Source organism: Aquimarina sp. AD10 (assembly GCF_003443715.1).
GTDB lineage: Bacteria > Bacteroidota > Bacteroidia > Flavobacteriales > Flavobacteriaceae > Aquimarina > Aquimarina aggregata.
Genome location: NZ_CP031965.1, coordinates 630,470 through 647,177, shown reverse-complemented (window position 1 = coordinate 647,177; position 16,708 = coordinate 630,470). Strand labels below are relative to the sequence as shown.

Annotated in this window: 19 protein-coding genes; all 19 read left to right on the top strand. The window is 31.1% G+C overall.

What is annotated here, in order from left to right:
- Positions 1 to 35 precede the first annotated feature (35 nt).
- The 19 genes from D1816_RS02675 to D1816_RS02580 all read left to right on the top strand — a co-directional run bounded on the left by D1816_RS02675 (position 36) and on the right by D1816_RS02580 (position 16,658).
- A complete protein-coding gene (locus tag D1816_RS02675) occupies positions 36 to 485 on the top strand; it encodes a cytochrome c oxidase assembly factor Coa1 family protein (RefSeq protein ID WP_118506199.1) in 450 nt (149 codons plus the stop codon).
- 182 nt (positions 486 to 667) lie between these two features.
- On the top strand, positions 668 to 1,225 hold the full coding sequence (locus tag D1816_RS02670) for a hypothetical protein (RefSeq protein WP_147405090.1): 558 nt from the start codon (positions 668 to 670) through the stop codon (positions 1,223 to 1,225).
- A 188-nt stretch (positions 1,226 to 1,413) separates the two neighbouring features.
- Complete coding sequence (locus D1816_RS02665) at positions 1,414 to 1,911, top strand: hypothetical protein (RefSeq protein ID WP_118501085.1); 498 nt, start codon at positions 1,414 to 1,416, stop codon at positions 1,909 to 1,911.
- A gap of 221 nt (positions 1,912 to 2,132) precedes the next feature.
- Positions 2,133 to 2,624 (top strand): hypothetical protein, encoded by a 492-nt coding sequence (locus tag D1816_RS02660; RefSeq protein ID WP_118501084.1) that lies wholly within the window; start codon positions 2,133 to 2,135, stop codon positions 2,622 to 2,624.
- Positions 2,625 to 2,833: 209 nt separating this feature from the next.
- Complete coding sequence (locus D1816_RS02655; RefSeq protein ID WP_118501083.1) at positions 2,834 to 3,421, top strand: hypothetical protein; 588 nt, start codon at positions 2,834 to 2,836, stop codon at positions 3,419 to 3,421.
- A 140-nt stretch (positions 3,422 to 3,561) separates the two neighbouring features.
- Positions 3,562 to 4,152, top strand: a complete 591-nt coding sequence (locus tag D1816_RS02650; protein WP_233565295.1) for a hypothetical protein — start codon at positions 3,562 to 3,564, stop codon at positions 4,150 to 4,152.
- A gap of 410 nt (positions 4,153 to 4,562) precedes the next feature.
- The gene (locus tag D1816_RS02640) at positions 4,563 to 5,441 is read left to right on the top strand and encodes a hypothetical protein (protein WP_118501081.1); all 879 of its coding nucleotides are present in this window, start codon (positions 4,563 to 4,565) and stop codon (positions 5,439 to 5,441) included.
- A 107-nt stretch (positions 5,442 to 5,548) separates the two neighbouring features.
- Positions 5,549 to 6,082: a hypothetical protein gene (locus tag D1816_RS02635; protein WP_118501080.1), complete on the top strand. Its 534-nt coding sequence runs from the start codon at positions 5,549 to 5,551 to the stop codon at positions 6,080 to 6,082.
- Between the two features lie 184 nt (positions 6,083 to 6,266).
- Entirely contained in the window at positions 6,267 to 7,346 is a 1,080-nt protein-coding gene (locus tag D1816_RS02630) for a hypothetical protein (RefSeq protein ID WP_118501079.1), read from the top strand.
- Positions 7,347 to 7,483: 137 nt separating this feature from the next.
- The gene (locus D1816_RS02625) at positions 7,484 to 8,533 is read left to right on the top strand and encodes an HNH endonuclease signature motif containing protein (protein WP_199729964.1); all 1,050 of its coding nucleotides are present in this window, start codon (positions 7,484 to 7,486) and stop codon (positions 8,531 to 8,533) included.
- Between the two features lie 149 nt (positions 8,534 to 8,682).
- Positions 8,683 to 9,387, top strand: coding sequence for a hypothetical protein (locus D1816_RS02620; protein ID WP_118501078.1), 705 nt, complete (start codon positions 8,683 to 8,685; stop codon positions 9,385 to 9,387).
- Positions 9,388 to 9,482: 95 nt separating this feature from the next.
- Positions 9,483 to 10,070 carry an SMI1/KNR4 family protein gene (locus D1816_RS02615; RefSeq protein ID WP_118501077.1) on the top strand — a complete coding sequence of 196 codons (588 nt, stop codon included), beginning with the start codon at positions 9,483 to 9,485 and terminating at the stop codon, positions 10,068 to 10,070.
- Between the two features lie 212 nt (positions 10,071 to 10,282).
- Complete coding sequence (locus tag D1816_RS02610) at positions 10,283 to 10,795, top strand: hypothetical protein (RefSeq protein ID WP_118501076.1); 513 nt, start codon at positions 10,283 to 10,285, stop codon at positions 10,793 to 10,795.
- Positions 10,796 to 10,995: 200 nt separating this feature from the next.
- Positions 10,996 to 11,625, top strand: a complete 630-nt coding sequence (locus D1816_RS02605; protein ID WP_118501075.1) for a hypothetical protein — start codon at positions 10,996 to 10,998, stop codon at positions 11,623 to 11,625.
- Positions 11,622 to 11,939, top strand: coding sequence for an antibiotic biosynthesis monooxygenase (locus D1816_RS02600; protein WP_118501074.1), 318 nt, complete (start codon positions 11,622 to 11,624; stop codon positions 11,937 to 11,939). The genes D1816_RS02605 and D1816_RS02600 overlap by 4 nt, the downstream gene beginning before the upstream one ends.
- A 216-nt stretch (positions 11,940 to 12,155) precedes the next feature.
- Positions 12,156 to 12,857 (top strand): YARHG domain-containing protein, encoded by a 702-nt coding sequence (locus D1816_RS02595; RefSeq protein ID WP_118501073.1) that lies wholly within the window; start codon positions 12,156 to 12,158, stop codon positions 12,855 to 12,857.
- A 253-nt stretch (positions 12,858 to 13,110) separates the two neighbouring features.
- Positions 13,111 to 13,653: an RDD family protein gene (locus D1816_RS02590; RefSeq protein WP_118501072.1), complete on the top strand. Its 543-nt coding sequence runs from the start codon at positions 13,111 to 13,113 to the stop codon at positions 13,651 to 13,653.
- Between the two features lie 273 nt (positions 13,654 to 13,926).
- Positions 13,927 to 14,874, top strand: coding sequence for an SseB family protein (locus tag D1816_RS02585; RefSeq protein ID WP_240338681.1), 948 nt, complete (start codon positions 13,927 to 13,929; stop codon positions 14,872 to 14,874).
- Positions 14,875 to 14,969: 95 nt separating this feature from the next.
- Positions 14,970 to 16,658, top strand: coding sequence for a hypothetical protein (locus D1816_RS02580; protein WP_118501071.1), 1,689 nt, complete (start codon positions 14,970 to 14,972; stop codon positions 16,656 to 16,658).
- Positions 16,659 to 16,708 lie beyond the last annotated feature (50 nt).

The window sequence follows — 16,708 nt, the reverse complement described above, 5'->3', positions numbered from 1 at the left end:
ATACACAATTGTTACCAGTAATTCAAAAAAGTGAAATGAATAACGAAATAATTGAGAGAAAAAGTTGGTGGAAACGGAATTGGAAGTGGTTTTTGCCGCTTATGAGTTTTACTTTGATTTCTATAGTTTTATTTTTCTCTTCTGGAATGGGAGGACATATGACTGATTTTGCTCAAGCATACGCGGATACGGAACTTTATGAAAATGCACTTGAAAAAGCTCAACGGAATAAAAGAGTGACTGATCTTTTAGGTGAATTAGAACCTATAGATAATTTAGCTATTTTGGAAGGTGAAGTTCGTTATTCTGAAGATAATAAATCGGTTGATTTATCTATTCGTGTTAAAGGAAGTAAAAGAAAAGCTTCTATGGATATTTCTGCTAATAGAATAAACGGAGAATGGAAGTATATCAAAATCAATATCCGAATTAAAAAACCCATTGAGGAAAAGCAGACAATTGAAATAATTAGTCAATCGGAATAAAAAAACTGGTAACATCATATATGAAATCAGAGCAAAGTTTAGTGCTAGATCATAGGGTCATTTCCTTTTTACAGTGGCGCTAGATTTTTATAAATTAAACAAGAAATAAAAATGCGCAGATAGATCGATTGGTTCAAGCTTGTTTGCCTTGCTCCGATTCATATATTTGGCGTTGTAGCACATTGAGTAAAAAAATGACAAAAAAGAAAAAATTATTAATATGGAGCGGAGTAATTATAATAACTCTTACTCTTGCTTATTACTTTCTTTTACCTAAATTATTATTTTATAGTTTATCGACAGAACCAAGAAATCCGAAAATTGAAATAACGGAAACTCACTCAATTGGATGGTGGTCTAAACAAGAAGCTCTTAATGTGAACACTTTTGAGGTTAAAATAATTGACAGTAAACTAAATTTATTCAACAGTAAGTCCCTTATTAGTTACCGAATAAAAGGAAGTCTGGCATATAAAAAAGGTTGGAGGCCATTCATTAAAGAAATACATCTATCTGAAAGGTTTCTGCCTCAATTAAATGATTCTACGGAAAACCTTGACGCAATAATCGAAATAACTCCAATAATTGGAGCCGATGATGATGAAAGTTATAACGGAGAGAAAATAGAATTCGACATAACGAATGAGAAAAAAATGAATTCTTTCCATTGGGGAAGTAATCGAATACGATTTAAATGTCTAGAAAATATTGATGACATAATGTTATCACAAAGAAAATAAAAACGTGCCACAACAACATATATGTGATCATAGCAGCAAAGTGATCAATCGATTGGTTGTTGTATATTTATGAAGGCGCAATGCTTGCAAAATGGAAAAGTTAGCAACCAATGGGCAGAAAAGTCGAAAAGCTAGGTAACATTTTGCTCTGCTACGACACATATATTAAACGTTAGCAATAATTAGTAATGACAGACTTCAACATAGAAAAAGACAGATTATTATTGGAATTGGATTCTGAAATTATTAGTAATCCCAATAACGAAGTTTTGAAATCTTTAAATCGGATTTTAAAATCGCATAACTCTTTTTCTGAACTAAACGGAGCTTTAAGTCGAACAGTTGTTGACAGTCTTGGGTTTGAGCTCAAAATCGGAGAGAAAATAATCGAATTTGAAAATTATTTCTCTGACTTTTCTAATTCGATTGACTCCCCTGACTTAAAAAAATTAGCGAAACGTTTGATTAAGGAAAATACAAAGATTACGTTTTTCGGAAAAGCTTGGTCTCAAAACACTGCAAATTGGATTTATTTTGACAAGGTATTTGACTTAAAAAAAATGAGGAATAAAATGTCGTTTGGAGAAAACATAATTGACCATAAAAATTTGGATAATAAATCTGGATTGGAAAGCGGATTTATAGACAAAAAAACTGGAGAGGGAATAATTGGAAAAATAAAATAACTATTGCTAACACGATGTATAAAACATAGCTAAATATGTGCTTAACCAAAAGGTTTGCGTTTTATTTGCTAAGACCGCTAAGTTTTTAATTTGGCTTTTAAACTGTAACGTTAAATCAAAATATAAAAAATTGGCTCTGTGCTAAACCCAAAATGTAGTATCTTTTTACACGCTACGTTTTATACACGAACCATTGTAGCTAATTAAATCAAAGTCTATAAATGACGAAAGATGACTTTATAAAATCTGTAACTGAATTGCTAAAAGACAACAATAGAGTTTTAGCATTGGTTAGAATACCAAATTCTGGAAACAATCGGAATTATTTCTTTCTGGAAAATCCAAATCAAATAGGTGAACTTATTAATGAGAGTAATACAAGTGACTCAATAACTGTATTTAAAGCAATTAATGAATTAAATAATGGATTAGTAACTGAGGATTTTATAAAAACCATAACGGAATCTCAAGTCAAAGACAATTTTGAACCTGAATTCTTAATTGTAAATAATACTTACCGAGAATATCAAGAGAAAGGTGATTCGGAATGGAATACTGTTGAGAATGTTAACGAACTAAAAGAGGTTTTGATAGATAATATTGGTGAAACGGTAACAATAATTTCGGAACCAGACTTTTATGACGAACAAAATACATTTCATTTGTATGTTCCTGACGAATATGGAGTGAGTAAATCTGGAGCATCTTACTAAGAAAAATAAAACCCGCTACAACAACATATATGATGTCATAGCAGATAAGTGATCAATCCAAAGGTTATTGTATATTTATGAAGGCGCAATGTTTGCACAAGGCAAAAGTTAGCAACCAATTCGCAGAAAAATCGAAAAGCAAGGTAATATTTTGCACTGCTACGACACATATATTAAACGTTAGCATTCATTAGAACAAAATTAAAAATATGAGTTTAGATTTAAATGTTTATGTAAAACAAATTGATGATTCTATTATTCCTAAATGGATTGAAAGAATGAATCAATTTGATATGGAATGTGAAATACATCCTGACTTTTCATTTAATGACCATAGTGGGTTTTTACCTTTTAAAATTCGACTTAAAAACCCCAAAAATGAGGAATTGAAAGACAAGGAATTCATTTCTGGATTTGAATTTTACAAAGATGAATTTGATTTACAAAAAGAACTTGAATCTCTTCAGCCTAAAAAGTCATTCTTCCAAAAGTTGATTAATAAATCAAATGAAAAAGTGGAATACGCAAACACTGAAATTGACTCAAAGCTTGCTGATTGTAAATTAGTTCTGACATTTAATTGGGGTTCGCATAATTCTCTTGAATTAAGAATGTCTTCTCTTTCTTCTGCTATAATATCGGAATTGACAAATGGAATCTGTTCCTATCCTGCTGACGATATTTGGTATGACAATAAAACAATAGTTGAAGATGCTCATAAAGAACTTCTTGAATATGAGAACTCTCTAAAACCAACTGAATGGAGAATGCACAAATTTGAAGGTTGGAATGAATAAAAAATAACGAAATGCTAACAATGGCTATAATTAATACGGGTTTTGGTGCTTAACCCAAAAAGTTTAGTGCTTTTAAACTAAGTCCGCCAAATCTTTTGATTTGGCTTTGTAAAAGAAAAGATAAAACAAAATAAAAAGTTTTGGCTGAGTGCTTAATCGAAAGTTCACTACTTTTAATTCCCATACTAACCATAGCCGAGACGTTGGCAATAATTATGAAAAACCCGTATCTAAAGAAAATATCAATACTGACAATGATGTTGATTTCTTTCAACTCATTTGCTTGTGACTGTGATTGCGACGGAGATTGTTCGTTTAGTGTAATATCACACCGAAATGAATTAGTTGCTCTTGTAAAAGTTATTGAATATTCTGATTTTCTGGACTATGAAATTGACGGATATGATAAAAAAATGCCTTTTTCAATGACCGTTGAGATAATTAAAAAATATAAAGGAACTGAATCAAAAAAACGAATTAAAATTTGGGGAGACAATGGAATTTTATGTAGACCATATATCTCGAATTTTGAGGTCGGAAAACATTACTTAATCTCACCATTGCGAATTGAAAATGACTCTGATGTAGGAAATAAAGGAGATTATGAATTCTTTGCCTGCTGGACTGATTATCTGACCGTTGATTATGAGAACAGAATTGCTCACGGAGAATACACAAAACAGAAAAATAAAGTATCGCTAATAGAATTTGACAAAACACTAAAAAATTAATGGAAATACTTTTAATAATTCTCGTGCCACTCATTTTATGGATTTCAAGTATCTATATGCTTTCGGACTGGAACAAGTTTAAGTCATTTTTTGTAACGAATGGAATTCTAATCATAGCATATGTACTTTTTTTAATTTGTGGTAAATCTATTTGGGAACACGATGAATATGGTTTAGGCTTCCTTTTTAGATTAGCAGTTTCTTTATTGGTTCACGTTCTAATAGTATTTGTTTTTGCTATAATTAAAAATAGGCAACTGAAAAAATAACTACTGCCAACAATGTGTATAATTCATTGCTAGTTAGAGCCTACTTACGAAAGTCCTCGCGGACTTTCTATCTGTGATTTATTTGCTAACTTTATTGCTTAAACACGCAACGAAACCATACACTAGACCGTTAGACACAATATGAAAAAATTATTGAATGTACTTTTTGTGTTAACTTTTAGTTTTTGTTTTTCTCAAACATCAACTCAATTGATTGATTCTATTATTAAAGTCAATGAATTTCATACGGAGTGTACTGGTCCTGGATGTTGGAAATCAAAACAATATTTGAATTGGGAAAAATTAAAAAGTAAACTCTCAACTGATGAAATCGTAGAATTATCCAAACATCAAAACCCTGTAATTCGCACTTACGCTGCAACCGAATTGATCCAAACAAGTAAATATCCTTTGTCAAAAATTTTAAACTTTGAACTAACAAAGCCTGCTTTAATTGAAACGTTGGATGGTTGTTTAGGAGATTATGAAAGCACTTCTTCTGTAATTTATAATGAATATTGGAACAAAATCAGATTTGAAGCCTTAGAAGGTACCTCCAACAACGATTCTATAAAAAATTTGGTGATGTCGAAGAAAGTAAAAGCCGATATCGAAATGAAAAAGACCGATAGTATAATAATTTTCTCAAAAAACAAAGTTGATCCTTTACTTTATGGAAAAGCCCTTTCCAACAGAACTTATAGCAGAGGATATAATTCAAGAATATTGGAATTATTATTAAACTATAATGATTTTGTAGCTTTTAATTATCTAAACAAACATTATCCTAAAGAATACGATTTGCAATTCAGAACTTATTTTAAAACTAAATTTTTAGATGCCAAATTTGAGACTGAAAATGAAATCTATGATTTACTTGGTTTTATTGATTTTTTGGTAGAAAGTGAAGATTCTGATTTAAAAAAAATCGCAATTAATAAATTAAAAAAAGACGATTCCTGGAAAGCTGAGGAAGACTGGTTTATGAAGTCTTTAGAAAAGAATGGTATTAAATTTTAAATAAAAACACTGTGTCTAACACTATATAACAAAACATAGTTGCCCTTCGGGACAACAACGTTTGTTATATTTAACGTTGTGTACAATATTCTTGAATAAATCGAAAAGTGAATAAAGAAATTAAGATATATATCGGGTTAACCTCTTTGCTGTTGATAGATTTAATTTTTTATCTAACTTTTGAAATTTCTTTTATAGGAAATTTAATAGATCGAACTATATTATGGGTTTGGTTCATTAGTACGTTTTATATTGTTTTCAAGTACATTAGAAGAAGATGGGCTAAAATTTATGGTGGAATTTTGATTATAATGATTGGTATGAGTTTATTGCCAATGATGGTGCCTTTTCTAACTACAATTGGATTTGCAATAGTTAGTCAGGATTCAATAAAAATAGATAATGAAATCCATATTCGTGAAACTTCAAAAAGTGTAATCGCGATGCCATATATATCTGTATTAAAGGATTACTGGATATTCGAACGTGAGATAGGCAAAACTGATTTTAACTTTGAAATAAATAATGAGTTTTTTAGAATTGACGATGCGAAATCTATAAAAAGATTGCCTGAATCAAATGACCAAAAAATTATCCTGGAATTTGAATTCGAAAACGGAAAAATATTACGGGAAATATAAAAACTATACACAACACTATATATGTGATCATAGCAGCTTAGTGATCAATCGAATGGTTATTATATTTTTGGTAAGGCGCAATACTTGTAGAAAGCAAAAATTAGCAACCAATGCGCAGATAAAGTCGATGGCTCAGTAACATTTAGCTCTGCTACGACACATATATTAAACGTTAGCATTAATTTTGAAAAAAGACTTACGAAACTTAACGATATTAAATTCTAAAGGACAAATAGTCTTTTATAATCTCCAAGATTTCATTAAATCAATAATCGAAAACGATAATTGTTTTATTTGTGGAGCAAGTCCTGATTCCAAGGATTTTAATGACGAACACATTATTCCAAATTGGTTACTAAAAAAGCATAGTCTTCATAAACAATTTGTGACTTTACCTAATGGAACAAAATTTAGATATGGTCAATATGTTGTGCCTTGCTGTGTTGATTGCAATAGTGAACTAGGTGATGTTTACGAAACTCCAATTAGCAAACTTTTATCAAAGCCATATGAGCAAATGATAAAAGAAATTCAACAGGACACTGAAATAGTTAAGTTACTTTTTAAGTGGCTTTCGTTGATTTATTTAAAAACTCATTTAAAAGATAGAAATCTTTTATCAAGTCAAGACAGGAGAAAAGATCTAGGCTACATTTCTGACGATTACTACTGGGAAGATTTTCATCACATACATTGTATAGCAAGAAGTCATCATACTAAAGCGGATATTGACAAAAGAGTTTACGGAACAATGTTTATTTTACCAGCAATAGTTCACGATAGTTTAGGCGGATTTGACTACTTGGACAGTCAAACTGGAAAAACTATAATGTTACAAACTGGAGATATTTCAATAATCGCAAACTTGAATGATTCTTGTGCTGGACTAACTGCTTTTAATGAACAAATGATGAAGTTAAATGGTTCTTTGTCTGGTTTTCAATTAAGAGAAATTGTTGCTCATATGAACTTTATCAATTTAAGTCTAAAAGAGAGACCTGTTTATCGCTCATTGATTGGGTACGATGGAAAATATAAAATCGTAGCTGAAGTTCCGGATGAAGTAATATTATTAGATGAGAACGAAAGATTTACTTCGCCAGGTCAATTTCTTAGGTATTATGTTAAAGATATGATTGGAGATATTGAGAATAAGGAACAAATACTGAATGAAATTGAAAACGGAAAACGGAATTACCTCTTTGATGAAGACGGTAATTTTATCGATCATTCGACTAAAAAAACTAATGCTAACAAGGTATAAAAAACATAGGGCGTTTGTGCTAAATCGAAAGGTCTGTAAATATTTACAAAGTCCGCTAAATATAAAATTTGGCGTTTATAGTAAAAAAGATAAAAGCAAAATATTTATATTTAGCTAAGTAATAAACCGAAACGAAAGTGCTTATCACCTGCCCTACGTTTCTTATACGAGACGTTGTACCTAATTTTAGAGCCAAGTTATTATTGAAAGATTTGTACAATCTATTTGACATAAATGAACCTGAAAAAATCTGCGAATATCGTGGTGAAACTTATCGTGTAAGAGAAAATGGTTCTATTTTCAGACTACAAAGAAGAAACAAAAGGAAAAGGCCATTAGACGAAAAATGGACTTTCGGAACACCTGATAAACAATATGGTTATTGGAATTTTGCATCGGAAAAAGTTCATAGAATTGTAGCAACTGCTTATCATGGAAAACAACCATCAGAAAAACATGTTGTCGATCATATTGACACTAATAGGAAAAATAATAGACCTGACAACTTAAGGTGGATAACGAGGTTAGAAAACATTCTACTAAACCAAATAACTCTATCAAGAATAATTTTCATGTACGGAAGTGTTGACAATTTCCTTGCAGATCCATCCAATCCAACAAACGGAGAGCTTGAACAAAATTTTGAATGGATGAGAACAGTTACAAAAGAAGAATCGGACAATACCAGAAAGAATTTAGAAAAGTGGGCTAAAGAAGGTAAAATCCCAAAAGGAGGTCAATTAGGGGAATGGATATTCAAAAATCTTAATAAAAAAACTGATAATTATGTTGAGGAAAACCCACTGACTGATTCTCTAACATATAATGCAATTCAAAAAAATTGGAAAACTCAATCTGAATTTCCAAATTGTCCAACATCATTAACCGATGACTCAATTAAAGCGTATAAGGAAAAACTTGTGATAGGAAGTGTTTTTTCAAAGAATCAATATGGAGAATCTACTATTGAGAACGCAGAAACATCTAAAAACGATAAAGAATTGTTAGTTATCACAACTAGTGACAACGTAAAACAATTTGCACTAGCAAAAGTATATATTGAGAATGAAAAATTTATTCATGAAAGCCTTGGCTCATTTTTCACTTTAATCGGAGCACAAAAACAGTTTTACTTAGCACAAGGTCTTGGATGGACTGGAAAAGATTCTATAGATGATTATTGTTAAAAAAACTAGGTACAACAACGTGTATAGTTCATTGCGTCTGATTTTCCTTTCGGAAAATCCTTGCTGCTGAACAATGGGTTTGTGTTTATTTGCTAACTTAGTACTCAACGCAACGAAACCATACACAAACACGTTGTGCTGCATTTAAAATGAAACGAATACTAACATATTTAACTTGTTTTTTGATTCTGTCTTGTCAATCCAATAAGGACAACTCAGAAAAAGGAGTATTGAATATTTCCGATTCAACAAAGACAGACACTCAACAAAAGGAAAATCAACCTGACACTTTACTGAATACTGACGGCTATTTGATACTTGGAGACAAGCTAGCGAAGGTTAAAGTTGTGAATGAAAATGAAGTTGACAACTTCCCGACATTTGAAATTTTAATCGGATATCATAATGATGTGATTATCGGAGAAAATATCGACTACGATAATGTAAAGATCTATAAAAAATACCAACCCAAAACCGCATTCAAGGATTATCCAGCTGACATTTATAACGGAAAATTAGCTGACCCTGATTTTTCGACAGACCCAGATGCAAAACGATTCATAACCCAAATTAAAAATGAATGTGCCAATGGAATAAACTTCGCAGGACAATATACATTGGTGACTTGGGGTTGTGGTTCGCCTTGTCAAAGTGGAGTTGTTGTTGACAGAAAAACAGGTGAAATATTTGGTGGATATGGAACTTCACTCGGTTCAGAATATAGAAAGGACAGCAAAATGATAATTAGAAATGTTGGAGCAATTGACACTATAGCAAATTTAATTGAAGTATGTGCTTACTGTGAAGTCAATCACGAAATTTGGACAGGAACAGAATTTACAGAAGTTGAATAAAAAAGAAATAACGCAGCACAACAACACCTATACGCAATGCCCTTCGGGACACTGCGTATAGCCAAACCGTTGTGCGTCATTAAAAAAGAATTAATATGAGGTGGTTGGAAGATATTATTGATAGTACTTTTGATAAAATGGCAAAGGAAAAAATTTTAATGTCTACTCCTGACCCAGATATGTCCGAAGAAATGTTTGACCCAACTATTCCAATTGATAGTGATTGGAAGGGTTGGAAACCGATTCCTAGCGTATTGGATGATTCGGATTTAAACCGACTTGAGAAAATGATCGGAATTGAATTACCTCGCTCCTATCGACATTTTTTAAAATATAAGCATTTTTATGAATTAGATATTCCTGATTTTACAGTTAACTTTCCAACTCATTTACCAGATAAAAGCCTCAATGGATTTAAAGAATGGTTTTTTGAATATTACGAACCTAAACTTTTAATAGAAAAAGGACTTATTTATTTTGCGGGATTTGAGGATTATGGACTTTTATGCTTTGATTCAACGAAAAAACGAGAAAATAGTGAATATCCTATTGTCTTTATTGATCATGAGGATTTGACTAAAAAACACCATTATTCAAATGATTTTAAGGAATTAATGACCGCTGATAATGAAAGAGGAAATAGATTTATAGTGGAATTGAACGAATATTATAGAAAACAATAAACGATCGCACAACACTATATATGTGATCATAGCAGTTAAGTGATGAATCGAAAGGTTATTGTGTTTTTGGTAAGGCGCAATGCTTGCAGAAAGTAAAAATTAACAACCAATGCGCAGAAAAAGTCGATGGCTTGGTAACATTTTCTCCTGCTACGACACATATATTAAACGTTGTGGTTCATTGCAAAAAAAATAAGAAATAAGCAAAATTTGTGAAAGCGGATATAATAAACCAACCTTATTCTGGAGAATATGAAGAGCGAATTTATGATGTAGAAAGTCCCTGGAATTCGCAATCTTGGACATGGATAAAATTTACAGATAAAAACGGGTTTGAAAAAGTCGGACAATTTTGCGGTATGCCGAAAGAAGTGAAAGTATCTGAACCAAGAAACGAAATTATTGTTTTAACTTCTGATTATATATTCAGACTTGACACAACGGAACTGGATATAATCGAAACGGAAAGCCAAACTCAATATCAAGATATAGAAGTTTCGCCAAATGGGGATTTTATATTTCATACTTTTTACGAAATCGAAAAGATGGAAAAATCACTTAAAGAAATGAGAGAAATTGAAAGCCCTTTTAAAATGGACGATATCCGATTTAAAAAATGGGATGGAAATAAACTAGAATTCACTTGTGAAGAGTTTACAAATTGGAGTAGAAATGAAATTATGGAATTAGACACTACTAAGTGGAAAATAGAAATAAAAAAGTAACGCACCACAACACTATATATGTGATCATAGCAGCAAAGTGATGAACCGAATGGTTGTTGTATTTTTGGTAAAGTGCAATGATTGCAAAAATAAAAAGTTAGCAACCAATGCGCAGAAAAATCAAAAAGCAAGGTAACAATTTGCCCTGCTACGACACATATATCAAACGTTGTGCGTCATTAGAGCCAAGATAAATTACAATGAATAAAATTGAAGAAATATCATACTGGATTGAAAATCATTCGAGTGAGATAATTGGTAATCTTGAACAAGAAAGTATTGATGTTTATAATTTTCTAAAAACAGAGTTTGAGAATTCTGATATTTTAAAAAATCACTTATTTCAATTTGTATTTAGGAGTTTTTATCGAATAGACAATGCAGGTTTAACGCCTGAATTTAAATGTGAATATTTCAAAATATTGGAAGAAAATAGGAATGAAAAGAAATTTGATTTCAATAAGATTTTAAAAAGGCTCTACTATCTGCCAAATAGAAAGGGGCAAAATACGTTTCAATTTTCATTCTTCACAAAGTTAATTAACACTATTGATGACACTTTTCCTATATATGATAGTGAAGTAGCGAGGATGTTTAACTTGTCTCGTCCTTATCAGTCAGATTTTGACAAAAAATTGAATAAGTATAAAGAACAATTTGAAGTAATAACTAAAGGGTACGCTCAAATATTAAACTCTGGCTTAATTCCAAAAACAAATTTGTTATTTGATTTAAACTTTGAGAATCACGGATTGACAGAAGTTAAAAAACTTGATTTTATTTTTTGGTCTGCTGGAAAAATAAAAAACGCTAAGGGAAATAAAATATGATAGCAAAAACACCAACTCCACCTTATTATGCAGTAATTTTCAGTTCGACTCGGACAGAAGGAGATAATGGCTATTCAAAAATGGCTGATAAAATGGTTGATTTAGCAAAGGAACAAGATGGATTCCTTGGAGTTGAAAGTGCAAGAAATGAACTTGGAATAACTGTTTCATATTGGAGAGATTTGAATGCAATTAAAAAATGGAAGGATAACGCAGCACATTCAATAGCAAGAGAGAAGGGACGAAATGGATGGTATAGGAGTTTTAAAACAAGAATTGCAAAAGTAGAACGAGATTACGAATTTGAAAAATAATAACGAACGCACAACAAGATGTAATCGCAATGCTTTTTAGTGTTTTGAGCTAAGGGAGTTTTGTATTTGTGAGGTCGGCGTTACAAATTTTATTATTTTACAATCGAATTAATTTCAAAAAACAAAAAGTGTAACGCCTTGTGCCCTTCCGAAAGTCAGTGACTTTCTACACGCACAGACGTTTACATTTAACGTTGTAAGCCATTTGAGAAAAAAATGAGAATATTATTAATAATCCTAATCTTTACTTCAAAATTCACTTTTGCTCAATATTGGGGAGGATTAGAGATTAATGAATCAGATTTAACCAATTGGACACCAAAATTTGAAATTGAATACGCTGGGACTTATCATTTTGGAGAAAGTGAAAGCGAATCTGATTTTCACTTATTTTTCTCAGGAGATTGTATAATTGGACAAGTTCAGAATGGATATTGGGAAGAAAATACTGGAATTTGGAAAAGTAATTACATAACATTAACAAACATATCGATAGATAAAAAAGGAAAGTTTACAAGCGACCAACATTCTGGACAATTCATAAGATATAAAACAGAATCTGGCGATTTGGTAAAGGGACTTAGGATTGACAATCCTTGGACGAGTTGGATTCAGGATAGTGAATTTGAAATTGGAACTAAAACGCAACTCAAGTTTGAGAACATCTATTATGGAAAATATAATCAAGCATCTTCTAGAAAATTAAATATAGAAGAGTTAAAACAAATGAGTTCGGAAGATTTGAAATTAATGAGAAATGAAATTTTTGCTAGATATGGTTATACTTTTAAAAAAGGAGGAGAAATGGCCAAGTATTTTAGAAAGCAAGAATGGTATAGAGCTCAACACGAAAAGGTTGAACAATATTTGACCGAAATTGAACTTTATAATATCGAACTGATTAAAAAAACCGAATAAAAACGGCTTACAACACGGTGTATAAAACATAGCTAATAAGTGCTTAACCGAAAGGTTTGTGTATATTAGAAAGTCCGCCAAATTTTTAATTTGGCTTTTAAAAAGAGAAAAATTAAAAACAAAATATAAAAATTCGGCTCTGTGTTTATCCGAAAAGCTAGTATTTTTTTACACGCTACGTTTCATACACAAGTCCGTTGGCAAACATTTGCGAAATGAATGGAAACAATAAACTATTAAAGAGATTTCAGTTATGGGACTTCAAAAAAAGAAAGTAAATAATAACACCAGAATTCGTAGAGTTTCGAGTATGTTTTTAGATCATTTAATAATATCAATGTCAATAATACCTTTAGCAATTATATTGGCAATATTCTTCGATCTTATTGGACTGAGACTTAGTGAAGGAAAAGAATTTTACGCTTTCTTTCTAATGATTTTTGTTTACTTAAATAAAGATTTTTTTAATAGCAAAAGCCCGGCAAAAAGAATTTCAGGTTACCAAGTAATTAATCGAAGAACAAAAAGCCCCGCTACTGAATTACAATGTTTTGTGCGTAATTTAACAATCTTTGTTGCTTGGCCTTTGGAAGTTGTTGTGGGATTTATGAATCCCGGAAGAAGAATTGGAGATTTTATAGCAAATACTGAAGTCGTAGAATCAGAAAAAGAAAAATTAAAGTCAATATGGACTGATTTAAAAAGCACAACATTGAAATCAAATTTTATCGGAATTTTAATAATCGGTGGAATTTACTTTTATGGATTATTTCTACTATTGCGAATTATAAATTAAAGAAACGATTTGCCAACAACATATATGTGATCATAGCAGCTAAGTGATGAATCGAAAGGTTCTTGTATATTTGGTAAGGCGCAATGCTTGCAGAAAGTAAAAGTTAGCAACCAATGCTCAGATAATGTTGATGGCTTGGTAACATTTTGCTCTGCTACGACACATATATTAAACGTTATATACAATTAGAGCAATACAAATGGGAATACTTGATATATTTAAAAAAAGAAAATTGCCTCGACATTTCCGGAAAATGAATTAGAAAAAAGTCTAATGCGAGCTGCATCGGAAATATCTGCTCAAAAAGAATTTTATCAAAAATTATTATGGAATCAATTGTTTGTGTTGACTGATGGACATTCGGATTCGGAAGAAGGAATTCACACATTAGAGAAGGATACAACTGTTCAGTTTGTCACTTTTGAAGAAGGTCAGATTCCAATTTTCACTTCTACAAATAGGATTTTTGATAAAGGAATAGTAAAAGAAGAAGTTGCTTATGTGAGTTTAAAAGGTCAGGACTTATTTGGAGTAGCGAAAGGGTCAACATTTATACTAAATCCTTATTCTGACTATGGAAAAGAATTATTGCCTGAAGAAATTGAAAATCTCTTGAATGGGACAATCTATGATAAGATTGATGAACAAGAAATAGAAAATAAAAAATATCAAGAGTTTAACAATATATTTGAACGAGCAGGAAATAGGCAGAAAGGATTGATTTTTCTAGATGGATATAGAATAAAAGAACTTAATGAATCTGAAAAGTCAATACTTGAAGAGTCCATAAAAGATTTTAAAAAATGTCTTGATATAGTTCCTGACCATTGGCAAAGCATGATGTTAATGGCTAAGTCACTTCAAAGATTAGAAAGACATTCAGAAGCTCTTGAACAATTGGAAACTGCTTTAAAAATAGAGTTAGAGAACCATTCAATTGCAATGGAAGCCTCTTTAGAAGCCATGCACCTAAAAGACCTTGATAAAGCTTTACATTACTCTGAAGAATCTTTAAAAAGAAAACCAAATGACTTTGCTTTAATAGGGAATCATGCTATGAACTTATTAGTCGCCGAAAAAGACCTAGAAGCTAAAGAAACAATTGACAAAGCTATTAAAATACAGCCTAATGATTCTGTAAATAGAAATATAGAGTCGTTGATCAAGGATGTTATTTCTGGAAAGCGACAAAGACCAACGTTTGAAGACGCAATTAAATAAAAAACTGTATATAACAATTTGTATATTGCATATGCCGCCTTCGGCAGGCAAACGCAACATACAAGAGACGTTAGCCGTAATTTGACAAAACTGAAATGGAAGTATACAAAGTGAAAGATAAATATCTGATTTTTAAAGGTGATAATTCATCGGAAAAAAAGTTTAGAATGGAATTGTCAGAGAAAATCTTATCAAAATTTGGTAAACCTAGTTACGATGCGGAAAAAATTACCGAAATACTTAATTTTAGCTTAGAATACTTTATTGACAACTTTCAAAAAATATGTTTAAATGAAACTTCTGTTAGGTTTTATCAGCAAATATTAAGGTTTCACGAACAAGCTACCGAAGTAGTATATAAATTCTCAAATGAAAGTATTTCAGAAGAGATAGATTTTAAATATATAGCCATTTATAGAAGGGTTCTTAAATTTATTCTTGAAATGGGATGTGATGTCTCAATGCACAATAATGAAAAAATGGATGGCGCATTCAAGAAACGATTCGAAGAAAAACTAAATGACCTTTTGTACTTAGGTGATATGATTTTTACTTGTGTTAGCTTTTATTCTGAACAAACTATGATAGAAGATGTCGCTGATATAAGCTTTGATAAAGATAATTTATTTGTCTTCAGTCGAAGACATCACTATAACTTCATTTTTGAACATATGTCTAAAGAGTTTGGACCTCAATTATCAAAGGCGGTTGTTGATGATACAGATTTAGCTGGATTGAGTGATTTAAAAAAAGCTCTTGAGAATTGTTTCAATATAAAATATGGAAATGTTGGGCATCTTATAGCTTCAATACACGAAATGAATAAATCAAAAGGAGGAGATGTTGTCGGTGTTGGTTGGGAAACACTTCCCATTAATTTAACTCAAGCTTATGGAGTAGAAAAGCAAGTAGCAGAACAATTCTTCAGAGGCTTAACCTTAGACAGAAACAATAAAATGCCATTACTTGATTTAGCTTGCAAACCTTATAAGCTAAATAGATATATCTACAAACCTATTATAATATGGAATATAGACGGAAATGATTATGCTTTATTCGGTAAAAATGCTTGGGCAGAAACATTTATTCAGTTGGCATCTAATGCAATTCCTTGGGGAAAAGCACCAGAAACTTGGCTAAAAAACAAATGTTTCAAAAAATATGTTCATAGAAAAGAAGATGACCATGATAAATGGTTAGATGATGCGGTTGAAAAAAAAATGTCCGAAAACGATATTTACTATGATAGAAATGTAAAAGTCATTAGTCACAACTCTGGAAAAACAAGTATTGACGTGAAAGATTTAGGAGAAATAGACTTCATTATTGCTTCAAAGGAAACACAGAAATTATATATAGCGGATTGTAAACATCTTCTTGGTAGATATGACATTGCTAATCAAAGAAACGACTACAATGCTTTTACTGGTGGTAAAAAGCCATATAATGAAACTTTAAAAAGAAAGGTAAAATGGTTTAATGACAATTTATCTTTAGTAAATCAACATTTACAGATTAAATATAAAAATCCTAAAATTGACATATCAGGGTATTCTGTTGAGGGCATTTTTATTATCAATACACCTACATTTTATATGTATAATTCTGTTTACAGAATATATGATATAAATCAAATTGAAAATGTTGTTTTAGGAAAACATATAGACCCAACTTTTTCAGTTGTAATTGAGGAAGAAGACCAAACAAAACTCTTAAATATTGAATACCCATATTTTAAAAAACCCAAATACGTTAGCTTCGACCCATTTAAAGATGAAGAATAAAAAACTACGGCTAACAATGTATAAAAAACATAGGGCATTTGTGCTAAACT